The sequence below is a fragment of the Microbulbifer sp. MCCC 1A16149 genome, assembly GCF_050368945.1.
GTDB lineage: Bacteria > Pseudomonadota > Gammaproteobacteria > Pseudomonadales > Cellvibrionaceae > Microbulbifer.
In genome coordinates this window covers 3,944,382-3,966,619 of sequence record NZ_CP185959.1, presented here as the reverse complement: position 1 = coordinate 3,966,619, position 22,238 = coordinate 3,944,382, and the positions used below count along the sequence as shown (strand labels likewise).

The 22,238-nt window shown below is 58.6% G+C and carries 26 protein-coding genes; 6 read left to right on the top strand and 20 right to left on the bottom strand.

Annotated elements, in window-relative coordinates; genetic code table 11:
* Nucleotides 1-102: 102 nt before the first annotated feature.
* The 3 genes from ACONT6_RS16345 to ACONT6_RS16335 all read right to left on the bottom strand — a co-directional run bounded on the left by ACONT6_RS16345 (nt 103) and on the right by ACONT6_RS16335 (nt 1,987).
* On the bottom strand, nt 103-483 hold the full coding sequence (locus ACONT6_RS16345) for an RNA-binding S4 domain-containing protein (protein ID WP_428819481.1): 381 nt from the start codon (nt 481-483) through the stop codon (nt 103-105).
* 91 nt (nt 484-574) lie between these two features.
* A complete protein-coding gene (gene yrfG, locus ACONT6_RS16340; protein ID WP_428819480.1) occupies nt 575-1,237 on the bottom strand; it encodes a GMP/IMP nucleotidase in 663 nt (220 codons plus the stop codon).
* 60 nt (nt 1,238-1,297) lie between these two features.
* The gene (locus tag ACONT6_RS16335) at nt 1,298-1,987 is read right to left on the bottom strand and encodes a lysoplasmalogenase (RefSeq protein ID WP_428819479.1); all 690 of its coding nucleotides are present in this window, start codon (nt 1,985-1,987) and stop codon (nt 1,298-1,300) included.
* Nucleotides 1,988-2,169: 182 nt separating this feature from the next.
* Here ACONT6_RS16335 and cysK point away from each other — a divergent pair, with 182 nt between their 5' ends.
* The 5 genes from cysK (at nt 2,170) to ACONT6_RS16310 (ending at nt 5,642) form a co-directional block, all read left to right on the top strand.
* Nucleotides 2,170-3,087: a cysteine synthase A gene (cysK, locus tag ACONT6_RS16330; RefSeq protein WP_428819478.1), complete on the top strand. Its 918-nt coding sequence runs from the start codon at nt 2,170-2,172 to the stop codon at nt 3,085-3,087.
* Nucleotides 3,088-3,273: 186 nt separating this feature from the next.
* Nucleotides 3,274-4,110, top strand: coding sequence for a 3'(2'),5'-bisphosphate nucleotidase CysQ (gene cysQ / locus ACONT6_RS16325; protein WP_428819477.1), 837 nt, complete (start codon nt 3,274-3,276; stop codon nt 4,108-4,110).
* Between the two features lie 108 nt (nt 4,111-4,218).
* A complete protein-coding gene (locus ACONT6_RS16320; protein ID WP_428819476.1) occupies nt 4,219-4,437 on the top strand; it encodes a hypothetical protein in 219 nt (72 codons plus the stop codon).
* Nucleotides 4,438-4,694: 257 nt separating this feature from the next.
* Nucleotides 4,695-4,970 carry a type II toxin-antitoxin system HicB family antitoxin gene (locus ACONT6_RS16315; RefSeq protein ID WP_428819475.1) on the top strand — a complete coding sequence of 92 codons (276 nt, stop codon included), beginning with the start codon at nt 4,695-4,697 and terminating at the stop codon, nt 4,968-4,970.
* 87 nt (nt 4,971-5,057) lie between these two features.
* Nucleotides 5,058-5,642, top strand: coding sequence for an outer membrane protein (locus ACONT6_RS16310; RefSeq protein ID WP_181254975.1), 585 nt, complete (start codon nt 5,058-5,060; stop codon nt 5,640-5,642).
* Nucleotides 5,643-5,709: 67 nt separating this feature from the next.
* Here the strand turns inward: ACONT6_RS16310 and ACONT6_RS16305 are convergent, their stop codons facing one another.
* The 9 genes from ACONT6_RS16305 to ACONT6_RS16265 all read right to left on the bottom strand — a co-directional run bounded on the left by ACONT6_RS16305 (nt 5,710) and on the right by ACONT6_RS16265 (nt 15,260).
* Nucleotides 5,710-6,774, bottom strand: a complete 1,065-nt coding sequence (locus ACONT6_RS16305; RefSeq protein ID WP_428819474.1) for a hypothetical protein — start codon at nt 6,772-6,774, stop codon at nt 5,710-5,712.
* A gap of 86 nt (nt 6,775-6,860) precedes the next feature.
* Nucleotides 6,861-7,262: a hypothetical protein gene (locus tag ACONT6_RS16300; RefSeq protein ID WP_428819473.1), complete on the bottom strand. Its 402-nt coding sequence runs from the start codon at nt 7,260-7,262 to the stop codon at nt 6,861-6,863.
* A 115-nt stretch (nt 7,263-7,377) separates the two neighbouring features.
* Nucleotides 7,378-8,706 (bottom strand): DUF58 domain-containing protein, encoded by a 1,329-nt coding sequence (locus tag ACONT6_RS16295; protein ID WP_428819472.1) that lies wholly within the window; start codon nt 8,704-8,706, stop codon nt 7,378-7,380.
* Nucleotides 8,703-9,734: an AAA family ATPase gene (locus ACONT6_RS16290; RefSeq protein WP_428819471.1), complete on the bottom strand. Its 1,032-nt coding sequence runs from the start codon at nt 9,732-9,734 to the stop codon at nt 8,703-8,705. The genes ACONT6_RS16295 and ACONT6_RS16290 overlap by 4 nt, the downstream gene beginning before the upstream one ends.
* A complete protein-coding gene (locus tag ACONT6_RS16285) occupies nt 9,731-11,068 on the bottom strand; it encodes a DUF4350 domain-containing protein (RefSeq protein WP_428819470.1) in 1,338 nt (445 codons plus the stop codon). Before ACONT6_RS16285 ends, ACONT6_RS16290 begins: the two co-directional genes overlap by 4 nt.
* Nucleotides 11,065-12,666 (bottom strand): hypothetical protein, encoded by a 1,602-nt coding sequence (locus tag ACONT6_RS16280; RefSeq protein WP_428819469.1) that lies wholly within the window; start codon nt 12,664-12,666, stop codon nt 11,065-11,067. The genes ACONT6_RS16285 and ACONT6_RS16280 overlap by 4 nt, the downstream gene beginning before the upstream one ends.
* Nucleotides 12,663-13,664: a stage II sporulation protein M gene (locus ACONT6_RS16275; protein WP_428819468.1), complete on the bottom strand. Its 1,002-nt coding sequence runs from the start codon at nt 13,662-13,664 to the stop codon at nt 12,663-12,665. Before ACONT6_RS16275 ends, ACONT6_RS16280 begins: the two co-directional genes overlap by 4 nt.
* Nucleotides 13,661-14,446, bottom strand: coding sequence for an RDD family protein (locus ACONT6_RS16270; protein WP_428819467.1), 786 nt, complete (start codon nt 14,444-14,446; stop codon nt 13,661-13,663). Before ACONT6_RS16270 ends, ACONT6_RS16275 begins: the two co-directional genes overlap by 4 nt.
* A gap of 70 nt (nt 14,447-14,516) precedes the next feature.
* Complete coding sequence (locus tag ACONT6_RS16265; RefSeq protein WP_428819466.1) at nt 14,517-15,260, bottom strand: hypothetical protein; 744 nt, start codon at nt 15,258-15,260, stop codon at nt 14,517-14,519.
* A 228-nt stretch (nt 15,261-15,488) separates the two neighbouring features.
* On the opposite strand from ACONT6_RS16265, the gene ACONT6_RS16260 reads away from it, so the two are divergent.
* Nucleotides 15,489-15,878, top strand: a complete 390-nt coding sequence (locus tag ACONT6_RS16260; protein ID WP_428819465.1) for a DUF2237 family protein — start codon at nt 15,489-15,491, stop codon at nt 15,876-15,878.
* A 371-nt stretch (nt 15,879-16,249) separates the two neighbouring features.
* Here ACONT6_RS16260 and ACONT6_RS16255 read toward each other — a convergent pair whose 3' ends face one another.
* From ACONT6_RS16255 to ACONT6_RS16220, 8 genes are all read right to left on the bottom strand, one after another.
* The gene (locus ACONT6_RS16255) at nt 16,250-17,044 is read right to left on the bottom strand and encodes a LuxR C-terminal-related transcriptional regulator (protein WP_428819464.1); all 795 of its coding nucleotides are present in this window, start codon (nt 17,042-17,044) and stop codon (nt 16,250-16,252) included.
* Between the two features lie 135 nt (nt 17,045-17,179).
* A complete protein-coding gene (locus tag ACONT6_RS16250) occupies nt 17,180-17,977 on the bottom strand; it encodes a LuxR C-terminal-related transcriptional regulator (RefSeq protein WP_428819463.1) in 798 nt (265 codons plus the stop codon).
* Nucleotides 17,978-18,326: 349 nt separating this feature from the next.
* The gene (locus tag ACONT6_RS16245; RefSeq protein WP_428819462.1) at nt 18,327-19,361 is read right to left on the bottom strand and encodes an AgmX/PglI C-terminal domain-containing protein; all 1,035 of its coding nucleotides are present in this window, start codon (nt 19,359-19,361) and stop codon (nt 18,327-18,329) included.
* A gap of 17 nt (nt 19,362-19,378) precedes the next feature.
* Nucleotides 19,379-19,900, bottom strand: a complete 522-nt coding sequence (locus tag ACONT6_RS16240; protein ID WP_428819461.1) for an ExbD/TolR family protein — start codon at nt 19,898-19,900, stop codon at nt 19,379-19,381.
* A gap of 1 nt (nt 19,901) precedes the next feature.
* The gene (locus ACONT6_RS16235) at nt 19,902-20,432 is read right to left on the bottom strand and encodes an ExbD/TolR family protein (RefSeq protein WP_428819460.1); all 531 of its coding nucleotides are present in this window, start codon (nt 20,430-20,432) and stop codon (nt 19,902-19,904) included.
* A 59-nt stretch (nt 20,433-20,491) separates the two neighbouring features.
* Nucleotides 20,492-21,178 (bottom strand): MotA/TolQ/ExbB proton channel family protein, encoded by a 687-nt coding sequence (locus tag ACONT6_RS16230; RefSeq protein ID WP_181254991.1) that lies wholly within the window; start codon nt 21,176-21,178, stop codon nt 20,492-20,494.
* 132 nt (nt 21,179-21,310) lie between these two features.
* Nucleotides 21,311-21,580, bottom strand: coding sequence for a hypothetical protein (locus tag ACONT6_RS16225; RefSeq protein ID WP_428819459.1), 270 nt, complete (start codon nt 21,578-21,580; stop codon nt 21,311-21,313).
* A gap of 3 nt (nt 21,581-21,583) precedes the next feature.
* Nucleotides 21,584-22,237: a tetratricopeptide repeat protein gene (locus ACONT6_RS16220; protein ID WP_428819458.1), complete on the bottom strand. Its 654-nt coding sequence runs from the start codon at nt 22,235-22,237 to the stop codon at nt 21,584-21,586.
* Nucleotide 22,238 lies beyond the last annotated feature (1 nt).

Sequence of the window (22,238 nt, the reverse complement as noted above, 5' to 3'; positions counted from 1 at the left end):
GGTTTCGGGCAGTTTAGCACTTTGGCGGGTTTGTGCTCTGTGGGTTCAATTGAGCTCGAGTGGTCCTTGGGCCCCGGATCCAGCGAGGGCCGCCGAGACTGCTCAGTCCTGTGATTCTCTCAAGAATCGGTGAATCTGCCGGCGTTGCTTTTTGTTCGGACGCTCGTGGGAAATGTTCGCGTTATTGGCCTTGCGATCGGCGGCAAACTGCTCGCGTTTGGCGACACTGTCTTCGGTTTCGCGGTACAGCGTCTGCGCAATATCCGCGCCGCGTCGCTGGTCGGAAAGCGCAATCACCTCCACGACTCTTTCGTCCCAGCCTTGTCGAATGGTTAGCAGGGTCCCGGTGGCAATTTCCTTGCTGGCTTTTACGCGCTGGCCTTCTGCATGCACCTTGCCGCCTTCGATTGCCTGCTTGGCAATACTGCGGGTTTTAAAAAAGCGTGCGGCCCAGAGCCACTTATCGATGCGTACTTTTTCCATTAAAAAATCAGAGCTACGTTCTAAAACTACGAAGTAAAAATCTAGATGCCCGGTGCTCGGCCGCCACAATAGGTAAAACCGCGAGCGCGTACTACGAGCGCGGGGCCCCTAATATCTCATCAAAATCGTGAATTGCCGGAAAGTCGGTAATATCCCGCGCCGGGTTCTTGCTATCCGGCTGGCGGATGCACAGCAGGTGTTCGATACCGTATTCCCGCGCGGCGCCCAGCACGTGAAGGTTGTCATCCACAAACAGGGTACGCGAGGGGTCGAACGGCTGGCGCTCCTGCAGGGAGTGCCAGAACAACGTGCTTTCCTTGGCGTGGCCGAGATCGTGGGAAGAGATGATTTCATCCAGCCACTGGTCGATACCGGTGATCTCCAGCTTGTGGCTCAGCCCGTCGGGATGGGCGTTGGTCACCAGCAGTGCGCGCTTGTTCATCTCACGCAGGTTGCGCAGGAAATTGTCCGTGTGCGGCCGCAGCGCGATGCGGTCCTCAATCTCGCGATAGATCGCCGGAACATCCAGTTTCAGTACATCCGACCAGTAGTGCAGGCAGTACCAGTCCAGAGTGCCGCGCAACTCATCGGTCATACGGATGACCAGCGCCTGCGCCTCCGCAACCGGAATGCCGTTGGCCTCCGCATAGCGCAGCGGCAGGTGCTCCATCCAGAAATGGTTGTCGTAATGCAGATCCAACAGGGTGCCGTCCATATCCAGCAGCACCGTATCGATCCGGTTCCAATCCAGCATATTCAGTCCACTTACTGCCCCGCTCGGCAGCTGTACAAAAAAACGCCGGACATTATGCCCCTAAGCCCGGCGAGCCGGCAAATTTGCCCGGACCAGCCCCAGCACCAGCAGCGCCTGGGCCAGATAGTAGGTGAGCATGATCCAGGTGCCGGCCATAGCAACCGGCGCCACAAAACGATTGAGCGCGATCAGCGCGTCGGACACCATAAAAGTCACCGCGCCGGCAAACAGCAGTGATGAGCCGCTGCGGTGGGCCGCCGCCGACAGCGCCATGGTCACAATCGCCATGATGTAAAACACCACCGGCAAGGCCATCTCACCGGCAGCGGGCAAAACCTGGCGTGCCAACAGCAGTGCCGCCAGCACCACCGCCGCCCCGCGCAGGGCAAAGTGGCGGCTGCTCGCCTGGGCGCCGCGCAGAAAATTGCCGGCGTAGGTCAGTTGCGCCAGAAGAAATGCCCCCAGACCGAACAGGAAGTGATTCGGGAATTCTATCGCCAGCAGTACATCTCCCGTGGCGGAAAATGCCAGTGCTGCCAGCGCCAGTGCGCGGTCTAGGCCGTGCAGGTGGCGCGCCGCCAATCCCGCCAGCAAGGCAATCGGCACTATCTTCAGTGCGGCCATCCACAGTGCCTCCACCCCGGAAGCGTCCAGCGCCATATACACGGCGCCGCTCAGCACAAACAGGGCGATGGGAACAAAATTCTGCATGGGTATTTCTGGCCGGGTGGTCATCGCGTTATCGGACATGATGGCTTCAGTTTCCTTTCTAATATTTTTTGTCTTGTTACTTTTTTTATCTTTACGATGCTAACGAGTATTCTTGCGCGAGTATTCGTCAAAGTGCGTGGCGGTTCAATCGACCAGCTCGCGAACTACGACGGGACGCGCAACAATTCACAGAACCAGACCATCACCTCACGGAGTGACAGATGAAGGCCAACAATATTCTCGAAACCATCGGCAACACCCCGCATGTGCGACTCAATCACCTGTTTCGGGATGATATCGAAGTGTGGATGAAGGTGGAGCGCTTCAATCCAGGCAGCAGTATCAAGGACCGGATTGCCCTGGGAATGATCGAGGATGCTGAGGCCAGCGGCGCGCTGAAGCCCGGTGGCGTGATCGTCGAGCCCACCTCCGGCAATACCGGTATCGGCCTCGCCATGGTCGCAGCGGTGAAGGGGTACCGCCTGATCCTGACCATGCCGGAATCCATGTCGGTAGAGCGCCGCAAGATCATGAAGGCGCTGGGTGCGGAGCTGGTACTTACCCCCAAGGAAAACGGCATGCCGGGGGCGATTGCCAAGGCCGAGGAGATTCTCGCCGAGCACGACAACAGCTGGATGCCCCAGCAGTTCACCAACCCGGCCAATGTGACCGCGCACAAAAATACCACTGCCAGGGAAATCCTCGCCGACTTCCCGGAAGGTCTCGACTATCTGATTACCGGGGTCGGTACCGGCGGCCACATCACCGGCTGCGGTGAGGTAATGAAGGAATCCATGCCGAATCTGAAGGTGCTGGCCGTGGAGCCGGAAAAGTCCCAGGTAATTGCCGGCAAGGAAAAGGGGATGCATCGGCTGCAGGGGATCGGTGCGGGGTTTGTGCCCGAGGTGCTGAACAAGGAGATACTCGACGGCACCATCCCGGTGAGTGAGGAAGACAGTTTCGAAATGGCCCGTGAGTGCGCCCTGAAAGAGGGGATTTTTGTGGGTATCTCTTCCGGCGCTTCCCTCGCCGCGCTCAAACAGCGGGAGCAGGATCTGGCCCCGGGCAGCCGCGTGCTGGTATTCAGCTACGATACTGGCGAACGCTACCTCTCCATCGAAGACCTGTTCAGCGCCTGAACTGCCCAGCGCAGGGAAACACATTCAAATACGATTGCGGGCGGGCCCTGAGGTCCGCCAGCTCTGCATTATTCCCGCCGATTCCTTCCCCTTTTTGCGGCGAGACGGCCGCAAGCCCCCTAAGCCCCCGCGAGACGCGTATAATCCCCGGTTTCCGTATTTTAAGTATCAGTTTTTGGGGGAATCATGGGTAACGTAGTGAGCAGGGAACTGCTGGATCAGGTCATCGCCATCTCAGTCGCGGCCGGAGAGGCCATTCTCGAGGTGTACAACGCCAGTGGCGAGATTGAAGTCGACACCAAGTCCGACGACTCCCCGGTTACCGCTGCGGACCTCGCAGCCCACAAGATTCTCGCCCCTGCCCTGGAAAAGCTGCTGAAAGATGTGCCGGTGTTATCCGAAGAGGGCGAAATGCCGACTTTCGAACAGCGCAGCCAGTGGGACCGCTACTGGATCATCGATCCGCTGGACGGCACCAAGGAATTCATCCGCCGCAATGGCGAGTTCACCGTCAATGTGGCGCTGATCGAAAACGGCGAGCCGGTGCTGGGGGTGGTACATGTTCCGGTGCTGGATATCACCTACGCCGGGGCCAAATCCCTGGGTGCCTTCAAGCGCGACAGCGGCGGTGAAACCCCGATTTCCGTGCGCGCCATGGGGCCGCGCCTGGAAGCCAAACAGGCCATCGAGGTGGTCGCCAGCCGCAGTCACGGTGCCGGTGCAGTGGACGCCCTGCTGTCCCGTATCGAGGGTAGCCTGGGTGAGACCGGCCTCAAGAATATGGGCAGCTCCCTGAAACTGTGTCTGGTGGCGGAAGGTGCCGCGGATCTCTACCCGCGCCTGGCGCCCACCTGTGAGTGGGACACTGCTGCCGCACAGGCGGTGGTCGAGGCCGCAGGCGGTATTGTGGTGGACGACAAGTTTGCGCTGCTGCGTTACAACCAGAAGGAAGAATTGCTGAACCCGTTCTTCTATGTGATCGGTGACCGCGACTTCGACTGGAAGTCCCTGTTGCTGGGTTGAGTCGTCGAAAACTTTTCCATTGAAACGTAAAAACTGGTCTAGGCTTTAGCGTATACCCCGGCCGTTGTGTGGTTTTTGACGACGGCCGTCAACCGCGAGGTAATGCCTGTGACCAGTCACCGCACCGCTAGTGTGTGTTCGCATGTAAACATCAGTGAAGAGGAAACCCGCCACCTGCGCCATCGCCTGCAAACCGAGATTACCTGGCTTTCGCGTCAGGTACAGGACCTGCAGGGCGCGGCGGAAACCCTGGATATTTCACTGATGCAGACCTACCGGGAAATGCTCTATTCCCGCCGCGCCCTGCTCGGGCGCATTCCCCGCTGAAAGATCACAAACCCTTGGTTTCTTCGCCGGACCGGACGGCTTTTAATTAATCCATTGATAAAAATTTACGTCGCGCTTGCCGGTAGCGGTGAGTGCGACGTTGCGCGTGGCGTTTTAATTTGGGAATTTTTTCATCTTTTACCGGGCCGGGGACGATAGCGTCGCGTAAATATTTCCCCGCTTGAGAATTTTGTTCAACTTCCGGTAATTGGGTCTACGCTTGGTGGAATAAAAGCTAACTTAAAAGAGAATTTCCCATGCGCTACCCGGTTGTGGTCCACAACATAGAATTTGCCGGCTACGGAGCCATTGCGCCCGACCTCCCCCACTGCCATTGCCATGGCGAAACTCTCGAAGATGCGCTGCAAAAAATGGCGGAAACGATAGTCGAGCGCCTGGACGAACTGCAGGCCGCCGGCGATCCGCCACCGCAACCCGGTGAGCTCGATCTGTTGCGCAAAAACCCCGCTTTTGTCGGCGGTGTGTGGGCCATCATCGATATCGAACAGAATGCGCTGACTCCGAGATCCTGAGCGGATTTAACGGAACTGTACCGCTCCGCTAATGCATCAATAAGTACAGCAAATTCAGAACCAGTTTATTTACCAAGGATGGTGACAATGAAAGGTCTGGTATTCCTTCTGGCCCTGTTCGCTTCCAGCGCGGCACTGGCGCAGTGGAACAACCCCATCGACGGCTATTGCAACGGCGAATATCACATCGTGGGCACCGTGGGACTGGGTGCGGGCGAGCTACAGATCAACGACGAACGGGATTTTGCTGGCTACGGCAGTATTGGCGTGACCCCGGATGCGGGAGTCTGGCAGGTAGAGTTGCGCTACACGGGTTTTGACGACGGCAGTGTTTCCGTTGACCAGTGGGGGATCGGTGCCAAGGTCGACTTCACCATGACCTGTGACGTGCAGTGTCTGTACTGGATGGTGGGCTGGAACTACGGGAAGTTTGATGTGGACGACATCGCAAGACGCGAAGGAATCTACACGGTGAATGACGAAACCGAAGACAATTACTGGAACGCCGGCGTCGGCTATCGCTACAAGTGGACAGAGAATTTCAACACTTCCATCGAGTACAACTACAACGATGTGGATGCGCGAGTGCGCTATGTGGACGATGTGACAGAAGAGCGTTTCAAGCTCGGTCACCTGCGTACCCTGACGGTGAATTTCAGTTTCGAGTTTTGAATCTGTGCGACATTGTGAGCACCCCGGCCCGATGCGATGGCCGGGGCGCTTGATAGACCGCGCGGCTTTAGAGCGCGTAGGACAGGCTCAGATTAAGCCCGTCATCCCTTCCCAGCTGGTAGCCGTTGAAGTGTGCGGAAACCGAGCTGCTCCACTCCAGCCCCAGACGCACACCAGCCAGGCGACCGCGCTGCGGTACCAGGTTGGCGCCCAGCGCTACATCCACAAACTCGCCACCGTAATTGGCTTGTAAATCCGCAGGGCTGGCATGATTGTGCGGGCCGTTATAGTGCCCGTTGATATCGTGCTGCTTGGTGTAACCCAGGCGCATGGAAAAGCTCACCCAGTCCTGCAGCCGGTAGGTGCCCCAGGCGGTGGCCGCGTAGCGCTCGCCAAACTGGAAGCCGGACGCGTTGTCCTCCTCCATCGGCAGCCGGGCACTGGCCTGGGCGCCCCAGCTGATACGCTCGCGGGCGCCGCTGTAGGTTATGGCCGGCATCAGATCCCAGGTACCACTGCCCAGTTGCATGCCGTAGTGCACATAGGTGCCGTTGCTATTTTTTTTGTCCACATCCCCGGTGGGTGCGCTGATCCCGAAAGTGCCGTGTAACTTGTGGCTGGGCCCGTCGGACAAGCGAAACAGGCCGGCGACGATGGTGTCGCCAACCCCGCTGGTGCCGTGACTGTAGGTGCCGTGCATCGGCATCTGCGTGTCCATTTCCATGCCCATCTGCATGTCGCCATGACCGCCGCCAGACATCGCCATGGTCATATCCATGGACATGGTCTGGGGCATCAGCATCAGGGTCAGGCTGTCATTGACCGCGTACATGATGTCCAGCATGTGCATATCCATGGTCATCGCCGTGGGCACCATGGAGTAACCGTCTGCGGCCGCCGCGGCAGCGGTGGTTTTGCCGGAGCCGTAATACAGGCCCGAGAATTCCTGGCGCATATAGCGGTAACCCATCATCCACTCTCCCTGTTTGTGCAGGTGATCTGCCATGACCCCGGCGGGGGCGTGGCTTTCTGGCAGATAGGTTGGTGATGCGTTGTCGTGGGACAGCGCCGGCAGGCTGGTTAGGGCTAGCGGGGCTGCAATGGTCAGCAGGTTGCGGGTAAATTTTTTCATGGCTGTTTCCTGAATTTTTTCCACGGGCACGCGCGCTCGGCATACGTGCGCACATGCTTGCAAAGTTGAATCGGCAGTAAATGTGTTCAGGAATAGCGGGGCGGCGCCCGTCCCGGCGGGGTCAGGAATGCGGGTTCGGGTGTGGAATTCGGGTAGGCGTACCAGCGGGCCGGTAGGGCGATTTTCTCCGCGCCAGTGTAAATTTCCAGGCCGCCAACAGCGGCGATGCCGGCGTTGGAAAATGCACAGTGATTGTCAGAAAAGTGCTTGGCGGTCGCGTCGTCGTGGTGATGGCCGGCGGGCGGCAAAGCCGGCAGCGGGGATTGCCCGTGGTGGCCGTGGTGATGGTGCGCCGGCGGCGCTATACCGGCGAGTAACAGCGCACTGCGCGCGTCGCCGTGACACAACTGGTACAGGGAGCCCGAGGAAACTGCAGACGGCATAAAGCCGTTGGGTACCAGTCCGCGCACCGCCAGAAAAACGGCCAACAGCGATACCGCGAGCCATGCAGGTAGCTGCGGGCGAGAGCGTGTCGCGGTTGTCGGGTTTCGATTCACGGTTGAGCGTTACGGTTTTTACCGTCGGCAGAATTGCTGGATTGGCTCAGAGTCTACCACTGCGTTTGAGTTGCCAGTAAGTTTCCACCAGCGACATGTGCATTGCCGACGGCAGCGCATCCGCGAGAATGGTATTGCGCGCGCGCAATTGTTGCAGCAGCCTGTCCCGGCGCTGCACAAAATCTTTGCCCGCGCCGTGCATCAGTGCGTCGTCAAAATCCGCTACCGGTTTTTCCAGCAGTTCATCCAGTGCCCGTTCCCGCAGACAGGCGACCATCACCAGGTGGTGACGGGAAAGCTGCTGTACCGCGGCGGTCAGGTCTTCGCTGTCCTCGTCGCGCACATTGGTCAACAGGATGACCAGCGCGCGTCGCTGCTGACGCGCCAGCAGCTGTTCCGCCGCGGCAGTGTAATCGCTGTGGGAAGTGCCGGAGTGCAGGTCGTACACGTGGTTGAGCAACAGGTTGATCGCGCCTTCCCCCTTCACCGGCGGCAAACGGCTGTGATCGCCGGCAAAGCACTGCAGGCCCACTGCGTCGCCCTGGCGGATCGCCACATAGGCGGAGAGCAGCAGTGCGTTCAGGGCGTGATCGAAATGGCTCAGGTCGCCGTCGCGGGTGCGCATTCGCCGGCCGCAATCCAGCAGGAAAATGATTTCCTGATCCCGCTCATCCTGGTATTCCCGGCTGATCAGTTTTTGCATGCGCGCGCTGGCCCGCCAGTCCACCTGTCGCTGGCTGTCTCCGCGGCGGTATTCCCGCAGCTGGCGGAAGTCCAGACCCTCGCCGCGCCGCTGCTGCTGGTGAACGCCCATATAGCGCAGGGACTGTTCCGTAGACAGTGCCTGCAGGGATGAGATACCGAGGAAGTTCGGGTACACCCTTACATCCTGGGCCTCCCCAAACAGTACCCGGCGTTGCCACAGGTGCCACGGTGAGCTCACCAGGGCTTCCAGGTGGCCAAAGGCGGCCATGCCGCGACGTACCGGCGTGGCGCGGTAACGGGTGCAGATTTCCTGTTCGGGGGTGAGGTGTATCTGCAGCGGCAGGTCGCGCCCGCGCAGCTCCGCAGGGACCTGATCGGTAAGCAGCAGGGACAGGGTGCGCGATCCCCGGTTTTCCAGATCGAGCTGGATTTCCTGCTCGACACCCAGCGCGAGGTTACCGGGCAGGGTGCGCTGGCCGGTGAGACCGTCGCAGTGACGCCCGGTGGCGAAGTCGAGGGCGCTGGCCAGGGCCAGTGCGCCCATACCCAGCCACCACGCGCTGGTGAGCAGTCCGGCCGCTGACGGCCACCAGATACGCGCGGCGCTGACCGCCAGCGCACACAGCGCAGCGATCAGCAGTAACCGGATCAGAAGCGGCGATGGCTTCACAGCCGCGGCGCCTCCACGGATTCGATGATCTGTGCCAGCACCGAGTCGGCGGTCTCGCCGTCGATTTCCATATCCGGCGATACCGCCACGCGATGGCGCATGACCGGAATGGCCATGGACTTGATATCGTCCGGCAGCACGAATTCGCGCCCCTCCAGCAGGGCGTGGGCGCGCGCTGCGAGAATCAGGCCGATACTGGCGCGGGGGCCGGCACTGCGGCGCAGCTGGGAAGATTCGCGGGTGGCGCGCACCAGGCGCACGGCATAGCTGAGTACCTGTTGATCCACCTGGATCAGGGGCACCAGGGCCTGCAGCTGTTGCAGCTGCTGGGCGTCAAATACCGCCTCGATACCGCGGCGCAGTTTCTCTTCGATCTGCCCGCCGCTGGCCGCAGCCGCCAGCGCTTCTTCCGCCTGCTGGCTGGGGAAGTCGATCAGTACCTTGAGCAGGAAGCGGTCCAGTTCCGCTTCCGGCAGCGGGTAGGTGCCCTCCTGTTCCACCGGGTTCTGCGTGGCCAGCACCATAAACGGGCGCGGTGTGGCGAGGGTCTCGCCGTCGATGGTCACCTGGTGTTCCTGCATCACCTCCAGCAGCGACGCCTGGGTTTTGGCCGGCGCGCGGTTGATTTCATCCGCCAGCAGCAGGTTGGTAAACACCGGGCCGCGACGCACCTCGAAGCGACTTTCCGCCATATGGTAGATGGCGTGGCCGGTAACATCTGCGGGCATCAGGTCGGGGGTGAACTGGATACGGCGGAAGTCGCCGCCAAAGCCCTTTGCCAGGCTGCGCACCAGCAGGGTCTTGCCGAGTCCGGGTACACCTTCCAGCAGTACGTGTCCGCCTGCCAGCAGGGCGATAAGCACCTGGTCCACCACCGCCGGCTGGCCGATAACCACCTGGTTGATCTGCGTGCGCAGCTGGTTCACCTGCGCACTCGCCTGCTGGTAGGGCGTGTGCGGCTGGCCCTGGGGGGCGCTTTCGGTTTGTGCGGGATTGACCGGATTCTGGTCCAGGGTGGATTCGCTCATAGGGCGGCCTCGATGATCTGGATACTGCGCACACGCGCGGTGAAGTCGTCTTCGTTGCGGGGCGCCGGGCCCCAAAGGATGTCAAAAATTTCGCGGGCGGCGAGCCCGGTGGCGGCGGCCACCGATTCGGCGAGCTGCTGTTGCCGTTCGGCGGCGAGTGATCCGCGTACACCGAGTTTGTACAACAGCGGTGCGCGCGTTTTTTCGTACAGATTCTCCGCCCGTTGCTGGCGCCAGTAAAAATTGCCACAGGCGCGGATATGTTCCAGTAGCGAGCGACGCTCACTGGCCGGTGCCGGTAGTACCGGACCGAAGCGACGGCTGCGATTGGCAATCCACGCCGCCAGTGCCAGCAAGCCGGCGACAAACAGTTCCAGTGCGTAGCGCTGAATCAATTCACTGAGGGTATCGAAGCGCGGCCGGGTGATCATCACCAGGTTGCGCTCGCCTACCAGGTGGGCCAGGAAATAGGCGTGATCAAATTCGCCGATGCGGTCGTTGTGCCACAGGGCGCCGTCGGTCATCAGGGTGAGTCGACCGCGGCCGCGCTCGTGATATATCAGTGGCGACTGGGTAGGGAAATTCTGGAAGGTTACCCAGCGCAACAGGTAGCCGTCGAGATCGGTTTCCGCACTCTGGCCCATCATTTCGTGACTGAGCACCCTGTGTGGATTGAAATACAGCGCGTAGCTGGCACCGCTATCACTGGTGAGGTTGACCAGTTTTTCCGGATCGACGTCAGGGTTGCGGGGTTGCCCGGATATATTTTCTTCCGCGCGGTTTTCCTCGGGCTCTGCGGTGTTTTTATTTTCCTGCTCTGCGAGTTTGCGGTTGTGTTCCCGCATCATTTTGCTGGCCGACGGATTTTCTTGCAGCGCGTCGGCGTCCTCACCGAACATTTCCCTGATCTGTGCGTTGAAGTAAAAGTCCAGGTCGCCGCTGGTGACTTCGAGTCCCAGTGCATTCAGCAGCAGGTCCTGTTCGTGTTCACCGTCGCCACCGCGATGGGCGATGACAATGGCGTGGCCACCGGCTTCCACCCAGTCGAGCAACTCGCGCAGTCGATCGTCGTTGTAGATCTGGCTGGAGCTGGCCAGGAACAGGGCATCGTTTTTTCTCAGCGTGGACAGCACCGCGATATTTTCCGCGCGCCGATGGGGGATATCGAGCCGGTCGAGGAAACGCTCCGCGGCCAGGAACGGATTGCGCCGCGCTTCTGGACCGGGGCCCAGATCGACCTCCTCGGTGTGCCGCTCGAAAAAATACAGGAACAGCGCGGCCGCGGCGGCGAGCAGTAACAGGGTCAGGGCAATGGCAACACGGCTGAATCTCACGGCAGCTTCTCCCCTGTTTCGCGCTCGTGAAATACCTGTTGCCACTGGCGGCACAGGGTTTCCAGTTGCGCATTGGCCGGCGGCCGGTGGGCATAGGCCTGACGCTGCCAGGTGGAGGTAAGCAGGCCGAAGAACTGTACCAGTGCCGGTTGCAGACGCGGGTCCTGCGCGGCTTCTTCGCGTACCAGCTGGGCGCACTCGGCCTCGGTGAGGTGATCCTCGAAAGCGCAGTCGAAGCGCGAAATCAGGTTGGCCAGACTGGCGCGGTACAGCAGGCCCATGGCATCTCGCTGGGCGCCACTGTGCCACAGGCGCAGCACTTCCGCGGTGACATCGTCGGGCAGGCTTTCACTGCGCACATCGAGGCCGAACAGGGTGTCCGGACGCTGGGCCGCGACGGTTTTGCGCTGAGGGCGGTAGCCGGCGAGGCTGCGCAGGTGATAGCGGAAAAACCACAGCAGAAAAATGATCAGCGCCGCCGCAGTTATCCACAACAGCAGCTCGATGATACCCGCCACCAGCGGCCAGATTTCCCCGGCGTTCTCTTCCACGTGGTCCTCATCGTCCCTGCCGAGTCCCTCCAGCCACTCCATCAAGCTGATCAGCCATTGCGGAAATGCCTGTTCGCGGGATTTGAACTCTTTCAGACGCCAGCGGCTCTGCAGCTCATGCCGGTGGAAATCGTCCTCGGCGAGGACCTCGTCGATCAGCTCTTCAGATTGGGCCGGCGTCGCTACATCCGCCTGTGCTGCCGGCGGCACAGCGAAGGCGGAGCACAGTATCAGGCCGACTGCGCACACCAGCGCACTGACGGTGTTGGTACGCACGCCGGCGGTGGGGCGGCGGTTTGGCTTTTGTGCGGTTTCGAAACGCGCGCGCATTTTGCGAAAGTGAATCTCCAAATCCCAGGCTTCGAGTTCTACCCTGCGGCCGATGTAGAGCATAAATCCGGCGTAGACGTAAAACGGTGCGACCGCTGCCATGATCAGCAGCGAGACGCCATTGGTGATCCAGGATATGAGTATGGTGTTGTTGTTGAGCAGGGGCAGCCAGTCGATCTCCAGCTGTTCCGGTAACAGTGTGTAGACCAGCGCCATCACACCGAGGCCGAGGATCATCTCCACGTGCACACCGACAATATGCAGCCAGCTCGCGGTACTGGCGGCCTTGCGATGCAGTAGTGAAAGGCGCGTGGCGCGCGCCCTGCCGGTGGCGTTTTCCAGTACCGTGAGCGGCATATCGAACGCGCGGGTGAAACTGAGGCGGCGCCAGCTGATCCAGGCAAGCCAGTCGCGACCATTGGCGCGGCGGAAGTGTGACAGCGCTTCGCGATTGTCCATCCGCTCGCCGAACAGCTGGCGACTGGCCACCAGCAGCGGCAGCCGTTCGAACACCGGCTTGAGCCACCAGATGGCAAAAATCACCCAGCCGGGGCTGCCGGGGAAAATCAGGCCCAGTACCAGAAACAGTAGCGCTGCCGGAAACAGCCACAGGGCGGTCATTTGCAGCCAGTGACGGCGGGCCAGCAGTATGCCCAGGTCCACGGACTCCCAGCTGGAGCGCGGGCGGGCGTTAACAGCGAGGCGATCCAGGTTCACAGGCGGCTCCCGGCGGGTGCAGCTACTGGCAGTCGGCGACCGGCAAATACGCAGTAACTAATGACGAGAAGCCAGAAGAATCCGCCCACGGCGTACTTGATCCCGATACTGACCTCGGTACTGGACGACCAGAAGGCCTCGAGGAACGCGGCGATCACCAGCATCAGGAAGGTGCCGTACATGATATTCATCGCTTCCTTGCCGGCCTCGCGCAGGGACTGGCGGCGGCTCAGATTGCCGGGATTGACCAAGGAGTGCCCCAGACGCAGGCCCGCGGCGCCGGCAAAGACGATGGCGGTGAGCTCAAAAGCACCGTGGCCGATCACAAACGGATAGAAAGTACTGATAAAGCCGACACGGGTGATATGGCCAAAAACCGCGCCGAGAAAAACGCCGTTCAATACGAGAAAAAAGATCGAGCCCAGGCCGAACAGGATGCCGGTGGCAAACGTCCGGAAGGCGATCCCGATATTGTTCTTGATATAAAACCCGAACATCAGCAGATCCGAATCGGACCCGCGTTCGCGGCCCAGCACCCGGTTGGCGGGGTCGTACATGGATTCAATCTGCAGAACCTGCTCCGGTGACATCACCGCGTAAATCAGAGCATCGTTCCAGTAGCTGCCAAGCCCCATCACCAGTGCCGGGGCCAGGAACAGGCCGCAGGCCAGCCACACAAAGCGTGCCTGCTCGCGCAGCGCGCGGGGAAAACCGGCAAAAATGAATTCCAGCCAGCGGTGGCTGGATACATGCTTCTGCCGGTAGAGACGCTGATGGCATTGCATCACCAGCTGGTTCAGTCGCGAGATCAGGTTACTGGTGTACTGGCGTTCCTTGGCAACTGCCAGGTGCTGACACAGCCGGCGATAGTTTTGCGGGAGGTCTTCATTTGTGACCGGCTCCAGGCCCGCTGCGGTGTTCTTGCGATATCCGCTCAGCCAGTTTTCTATCAGTTGCCACTGGCCTTCATATCGGCGCTCAAAATCCCGCTGCTTCACTGCGCCGCCTCCGCATGTTCCGGTGTGTCTGTTGTCGCCGTGGCTTTACTTTGTTTTGGCTTACGTGCGCCAAGCAGCCAGCGGCCGATCCCGTGCAGGCGGCGCAGACCGTCATCGCCGGATAAGCCGGTGACTGGCTGAAGCAGATCCGCAAGCTCCCGCTGGCGTGCGCGGCTCAGCACATTGCTGCGTTCGGTCAGACTGACGATGGCCTGCTGGTCTGCGAGTTGCAGGCCACGCGGTGGCGGTGTGGGGGTGGCATCGGGCAGTTCACCGGTTTTTGCTACCGGCTCCCGGTAAACCACCACGGTGCCCGCAGCGTAGTCTCCGAGCCGCTGAAAATTCCGGCTGCAGGACATGCTCAGAATGCCGGTGAAATATCCGAATGGCAGGAAGTCCGCGAAGCGCAGTAGATTGCGCATGATCGACGGTCCCCAGCCGATGGGGGTCAGGTTGTCGTTCACTACAGCGAGGGAAAAAGCCTGTTTGCCCGGCGTCTGGCCACGGCGCAGGACTTCAAACACTACCGGGTAAAACCACTCGAGCAGAAAGGAGCACAGCAGCCACAGCCCGATCCCGGTATTGCCGGCCACAAGGAGGGCGATACCGAGCGCCAGCAGTATCAGGCTGCGGTAAAACAGATCCACGGAATAGGCGAGTATGCGCGGTACCGGGCCCGCCACCTGGGCGGTCAGGTCGATACCCTCGGGTGTTTCGATCTGGTACAGGGTATCCAGATCTGTCTCTTCGGGGGGCGATGTGCGGGCGGAGGTATCGTGCATCTGCTGTTGCTATTGTTGGGGCGGGGAGATCAACAGCGACGCCCCTGGGGCGCCGCTATCGGTGCGGAAATCAGATTTCCGGATTGGTCTCGTGGCCGCCGAACATATTGCGGTAAAGAACGCCGTAGGCAATGCTGAGGGTCGGGATAGCCCAGATCAGGCCGATGAGCAGTGCCAGGAACCCGGCAAAATACAGCAGCATCATCACGATCATAAAGCCGAATACGGGGAACCAGTGCTTGGTCACCGCCTTGCGGGATACTTCCAGTGCCTGCCAGGGGCCCAGGTTTTTGTCCACGATCAGCGGCAGCATCATGATGTAGCCAATCGCCAGGTAGATACCGGGGATGATCAGCAGGATAAAGCCCAGGGTGACGAGCAGGTACATCAGGATCATACCCGCGGCCAGCGGCAGGATCTTGTCGAAATGGGCAAAGACCTCGGTGCCGGATACCTCTTCATTGCGCGCGATCTTGATACCGATCATGATCATGCCAGCGCTGAGCGGTGCGCTAGCCAGCAGGATGAGCAGGTTTGCAAGGAGTGCGCCTGCGCCCTGATTGGCTTCCGGATCGGTAAAGGACCCCCCGGTAAGCAGAGTCGCTACCAGGGTAATTGCCATATAGGCAACCAGGTACAACAGTACACCCAGCCATACGGTACCTTTTTTACCCTTGCTGAGGTTCCAGGCTTCGCTGAGGGTATCGCCGATGGCGACCTGATAGTCCCCCGCCAGTGCCTTGGGAATAGAGCCCGCGCCGCTGCTTTGCTCACTGGCCAGATCGGCCTGGGGCGCGTTGTAAATATCACTCATGGTCGAAATTCCTTGATCGAACTCTTTTTGTTATTGCTGCCCGCCGATTGCCAATCACCGTTTTTCCAACAACGGTACTGCAGCGGCAACAGGACCCGCAACGATAACACAGGTCTGGACCCAGTTGGCGCGTGATTCCCGCTGGTGTAAGCGCCTGTAATTGGTGTGCGGAGGGCGCTACTATGACTGGCAATACACCTGACTGATGAAACATAGGGAAACTTGAAGATGGCCGTCACACAGGAAATGCACGACTCGAAAAATGTATTCGGTGAACCGCTTATTGCCTGTAGCACTCGACCGCTTACGGGTTTTTTCCGAGATGGTTGTTGCAATACCAACGACCAGGACTTTGGCTCCCATACGGTCTGTGTCGAAGTGTCCGATGCCTTCCTCAAGTTCTCCCGCGAGCGCGGCAATGACCTGAGTACGCCGGTGGAAGAGTTCGGCTTTCCCGGCCTCAATCCGGGTGATCGCTGGTGCCTGTGTGCGGCGCGCTGGCTGGAGGCTCATGAGGCGGATATGGCCCCACGGGTTTACTTGCAGCGCACCCATGTGCGGGCTCTGGAAACGGTTTCCCTGGAAATCTTGCGGCAGTACGCGGTGGACCTGAACTGAAGAGTTCTCACTGCGCCACAGGATAAAGAAAGGCAAAGAAAAGGAAGGGTGACCGCAAATAAAAATGCTCTGTGGCAAGCGTCCCGGCTTGCCCAGAGCGGACCTTGCGGCCTAAACCAACTCACAGGATGAAAATTTGTTGGTGAGCGCGGTATCCTTACCTGCCGGCTGGGCTCTACAGAACAGAGACCGGCATGCTCAGGAGTTAGCTTGCGCTCACTTTCACTTTTCAACAATAGCCATTTCGAGCTCAAATGCGTGAATGGCGTCACGCTATTCCAGTCTTTCCTACTCCCATGCTTCCTTGCATCTTTGCAATCGCTGCAGATTAACACCGGTAACTTTCTTCGGCCGGGTTGTTTAAGGGACTATCAGATCAATCCCTCACTGATACATTTCGAAATCAGCTGACCTGTGGTCTTGCACTCGGCCTTCTTTAGAATGTTTTTCCGATGATTCTTGACGGTATTGGGGGAAATTTTGAGGGTGTCTGCAATGACGATACTGGTTTTTCCCTGAGCCAGTAACCGCAGAATATCATTCTCCCTGTCGGTGAACGGAGATGGGGCCGCCATGGGATTGTTGTTTTCATCGAATACATCGATATTCAGGTAACTTTCGCCACCGAATATATTCAACAATGACAGTTTGTAATTGTTGGCCGTGGTCAGGTGGGTGATATCCGTATGGATACCGAGCGACTTGGCTACACCGTGGGTTTCATCTGTCGCCAGGATCAGAGCCTGGTGGTTGAAAAGTCGGTAGCTGCCATCTCTGGTTTTCAGGCGCGCGCAATAAGATATCTTGTAATTCTTGACCTGTTCCATACCGATATCCCGACTGAGAATGGTAATGGCCGCTTCTTCTGCGCGGGAGACAAACGTCACGTCTTCAGGGTGCACCCGCTCAATGATGCTCTGGATATTGGTATTGGTAGGGGGGAGCCCGAGAATCCTTTCAACCGAATCGCTGACAAACATGGGCTGGTCGACGTTCAGAAAATCGAGCACATAGTAATAGGATGCGCCAGTACTGAACGTGGCTGCAATAAACTGGTCCAGCTGCCGCTGTGGTAAAACGATATCCCGTCGTGCGAAAAAGTCCGGCACATTGCGCCAGGCTCGCTGTATCAGGTTGTGTCCCGGTTGCGACTCGTCTGCCCCCATGGGTACTGCCCTTTTCTTTTTGTTCTGTCTTTATTTTGATTCGAGTTCTGTTTGCGCCGGGTATGCAAGCCGGCGAAAACAGAGCCCGGTATATAGAAAACTTTATTCGCCGTAAAGGCACATTTATCCGGTCAATCAGATCAGCCCTTCGGTAATACAGGTGGCCAGCAGTTGGCTCATATTCTGGCAGCGGGCTTTTTTCAGGATGCGTTTCCGGTGGTTCTTGATGGTGTATTCAGATAGCGCCAGCTCTTTGCCGATTTCGGCACTGGTTAGCCCCTGCGCAACCAGGCGTATGACGGACATTTCCCGTTCACTGAACACTGGTCGAGTGGGCACAGCATCTTCGAGACTACCATCGACCTCCAGGTCCAGATAGGAAGGCTCACCATTCATACCGATTAGGGATACGCGGTAATTATTTTCCGCGGCCAGATGTGAAATATCCGTGTGCACGTTAAGTGCCTTACCGATAGCGCCCTGGGAATCAGTGCTTAGAACAACCGCCTGGTGGTTAAACAGACGATAGCTACCGTCTTTGACTCGAAAGCGGAAACAGTAAGAAATCTTGTAGTCAGTGATTTTTTCTTTGCCGATTTTCTGCTGGAAAATCCGGATGGCGGTGGCCTCGGCACGGGCGACAAAATCCATGTCATCCGGATGTATCTGGTCGAGGATATCCTGAAAAGTGATGGTTTCCAGATCCAGCTCGTGAAGCTGCTCGACCTGTGGGCTGACGTAAACAAGGTCCAGGTCATACAGGTCGAACACATAGTGGTAAAAAGGACCGTTACTAAAAATTGAACTGATCAGCTCATCGATCTTCAGCTGTGCCAGTTCGGTTCTGCGCTTTGCGAACAACTCGCTGCGGCTCTTCCATACACCGGTCAGAAGCTCGGTTTGCGGGCGCTGCCCAAGATCTTCATCAGCCACGGGTGAAGTCCTTTCCTGTTTTTATATCTGGCTTCTGCGGCGTGCTGGCTACGTCTGACTATGGTCATACAGCCGCCGAGCACCCTTATGTGACGGTCATCACAAAATAGTTGGGACTTTTGTATCAGATTTGGCGCGCACTTATCAACATTAATTGGCGTTGGTAGGCAGTCTGTGAGGGCAATTGGCTGTTATGTCAGGAAAGAATGGTTTGTGGGTGTGCAATGAGTTGAGGACGGGTCGGCGGATACCCCCGAAGGAATGGCCCGGCCAATATTTGGGGGCTGGCCGGGCATCGATATCGTGGGGTATTTGGGGGGCTGCCTATAAAGTATGCGGCTGCCGCCCGTCAGGACGGCAGGAAGTCGATGGAGTAATTCAAAGTGGATTTCTCCACATTGGCAGCGCCGAAATTGATCAGGCGGATACGCGCCAGTAGCTTGCGCTCCAGATCTGGATTGTTCAGCTCACTGCTGACCAGGCTCACTGCAGAAATAGTACCGTTGGCCTCGATGACCAGTTTCACCGTTACCTTGCCCGCGAGTGTCGGGTCACGGCGCAGGGCTCGGTTGTAAATCGCGAAGATGGCCCCTTTATTGGCTTCCATGATCTGACGGATGGACTCCTCACCGCGGGTACCGCGCTCGCGACGCGTCTGCTTGGTGCTGGCCTTGGCAGCTTCTGTCGCTTGCGCCACTTCCACCTGGGTAGTTTCGCGACCGGACAATGCAGAGCCGCCCGTATTGCGGCTCAGCTGTCCGGTATTGATGCCGCCGCTGGATGCCTTGGATTGATCACTGATCAGCGAGCGGTCGATCTTTTGTGCCTTGCTGGCGCCACTGGCGAGGCTGTTGGCACTGGCGACTTCGGAGACGTCGAGGCTATCGCGCATATCCATCAGGTCATCCTGCAGCTGCATCAGTCCGCTATTCGCTGCTTTTTCGCGGGCCTTGGCAACCTCTGCGGCCGGCGCCTTCTCGCTAAGCGGTTTCGGTTTTACCGTCTTGATCGGTTCCGGCTTGGGTTTCGGTTTTTCGACCGGCTTCGGTTTTTCCTTTATTGCCTCTTTGGGTTTTGGCTGCTTCTTTTCCACCGGCTTGGGCTTGGGTTTTTCCACCGGCTTGGGAAGCTCTTTCTTTTCCAGAATTACCCGCGCCAGTTGTGGGGGTAGCTTTTCCGCCTGTTCCCGGGTCAGTTCCGGCGCCGGTATAAAAGTGAGCAGTGCACCGATTACCACAAATGCGGCCAATCCGCTTTTCAGGTATTTTTTAAAGCGCTGGTCTTCTTCCTCGGTAGAGGCCCAGGGTAAAACCGAGTTGTAGTAGTGCCACGGCATCAGTGCGGAGCGGCCAGCGGCAGAAGAGTGAGAAGCGAAAGTCGTCATACAGTTGCGCCCCTCCCCTATTGACCGGCAGCCGGTGTGGCCGGGTCCTGTGGCGCCGTCTGGGTAACAGCGAGATCGATATCCCGGTAGTCCGCAGCGGCACAGGTGTTCATGATCTGTTTAAGCAGTGCGTAGGGTACCTCCTCGTCGCCGAGAATGGTCACCGGGCGCCCCACCGCCTGCTTGTCTTCCGGCAGGGGTTCGGCGCGGCTGGCCAGGTATTTGAGTTCAGCCAGCAGCGGTTTGATCTGCTCCTGATCCGCCGCGATGTCGGTTACTTTTGCGATCATCCGGTTGCCCACCAGCAGTTGGTCGCCATTTACCCGCACTACGGTGGTGGTCTCCGGTTTTTCGGTGGAGGTGGATTCCGGGAGCGTAATGGTCTTGTCCGCCTGCAGCACTTCCACATCCGAGGAGTTCACCAGCAGGAAGAACACCAGGATGGTAAAAATATCCATCAGGGAAACCAGGTTCAGTTTTGTCTGTTTATGCCGGCGCTGCTTGCGCCCTTTCAGCTTGCCGCCGATCGTCGCTTTCATATCACTTGCCTGCCAGCTGGTCTTGGGCCTGTTCACCCGGTGCGGGTGCATCGCCGAGAGAAATCTGAGGAAACAGTTCTGCGTCCACTACCGAAGCCGCTACCACCGCGCGGAACGAGCGCGCGGTATCCATGGCTCTCACCAGGGTGCGATAGGGCGTGCCGGGCTCAGAGAGAATGACCAGGTCTTTCTTGTCGATATCTTTTTCCCGCAGGCTGCGCTTCACTTCCTGCAATACATCGGACACCAGCTTGAAATCCGGTTTGCCGTCCCGGTTGGAAATACGCTTTACGCGGATTCCCGCCGGATAGTTGATGTCGATGTAATCGGCGCGCAGCACCAGTTCCAGTTGCCGGTTTTCTTTCTGTTCTTCCACACTGGCATCGCTCAACCCGGGAAGATTGAGGTTGAGTACGGAAATATGGGAGAACACCATATTCAGCAGCAATACGGGTACCAGCACGGTCATCAGGCTCATAAACGAGGTGATGTCCAGATCCGGATCGGTTTCCAGCCTGCGTCGGATAGCCATGGCTCTCTCTTGTTATCTGACTATTTATCGGATTACGTTTTGCGTGTGAGGACGTCCGTTTACGCGGGAGTTGCCGCTTTTGCCGCGGGGCGCGCTGCAGCGTCAGCTTTCTGGCCGCGGGTCAGGGTAATCAGGTTGAGGAACTTCACCCCGGCCATTTCCAGGCTATCGATAATCTCATTGGTTTTGTTCTGCAGCATGGAGTAGGCCAGCAGCAACGGAATCGCAGAGATCAGGCCAAAGGCCGTGGTGTTCATGGCCACGGAAATACTGGAGGAGAGCATGGAGGCTTTTTCGGAGGGATCGGCGTTGGCTACCGCGGTAAATGCCGCAATCAGACCGATGATGGTGCCGAGCAGACCCAGCAGTGTTGCGATATTGGCGAGGGTGGCCAGGTAGTTGGTGCGCTTTTCCAGGCGCGGTACCGCTTCGAGAATACTCTCTTCGATCGCCATCGCGATATTCTCATCCTTGCGCGCATGCTGTGCGGTAGAAATACCGGCGGCCACGAGCTGGCCCATGGGCGCCTTTTCATTCTGTGAGAACTTGAGTGCGGCGGCGAAGTTGCGCTGTTGCATCATGGGCAGAATCTGGCCGTAGGCGCGGCGGTTGGCGAGCTTGGCGCGGGACAGGAATACCCAGCGCTCCACTACCAGCACAATACCGATCACCAGTACCAGCGCGATGGGGTACATGAATGGGCCGCCGGTCTGAAAGAAACGCAGCAGTGTGTTGAAAAATTCCATGGTCAAATCTCCGGGACGTAAAGATTTTTTGTTGTTAAAAAAGAAGAAAACCGGCTGCCAGGCACCCGGCCTTGAAATCGTAATTTGGTTATTTCGCTGGATGGCAGTCGTTGCTGTCGAGCGCTTTGCTTTCTATTCCTCGGACTCTTGCGGCTGCAGCAATTCCATTTCTCGTTTCAGCTCGGAATATTCCTGGTGTCGGAATGTATGACTGATTGCGTCGGGAATAGTACTTTCAATTTTTTCCAGGCTGTTGGCCTGCTTCCAGGGGATGATGTACAACACTTTCGGTTGTTCCTGGCTGCCGATAATGGTGGATTCCAGGGTGATGATTTCACCCTCACCATCCTGCGCAGTAGCTGCAGCGGCGCATAGTAACAGCAGAATTGGCAATCTTTTCACGGGTTACAGCCTCCGTTCCAGGTCCATGATCCAGCCTGCCAGCACCCTGTCTTCCTCATTTTCCAGCGCCTTGGCTTCGCGGTAATGATGCAAGGCCTGTTCCGGTTTGTGCAGGTAAAGATCGTAAAGGATTCCGAGATTGCGGTGGGCCAGTGCGAAATCCGGCCAGCGGGCGAGTGCGTTGCCGTACGCCTCGCGCGCTTCCTCGAAGCGACCGCGGTCGCGCAACAGTGCTCCCAGGGAATTCCACGCGAACACATTGTTTTCGTTAGCGGCTATGGCCTGCTGCAGGCTGTGCTCTGCGGCTTCCGACTGCTCCAGCTTCAACTGCACCTTGGCCAGGTTCAGCCATGCACCGGACAGTTGCGGCCACTGCGCAACCACCTGCTGCATGGTGGATTCCGCAGCGACGTACTGTTGCTGGCCAAACTGGGTGCGTGCCTGGGCGATTGCCTGTTGCGCCGCGGCCGGCACATTGGCGGGGTCCGCCAGGTAGGGATTGGGTCGCAGCACGCGCTCGCCGTTTTCGTCCACCAGCGGTACGGCGGGCTCGGTGGCTTCCGATTCCGGTGTCGACGGGTTGCCCGCACAGGCGGCCAGCAAAAGTGCGCAGCTGACAGCGGCGGCAATATGGACAAAACGCGAGAGTCGTTTCATA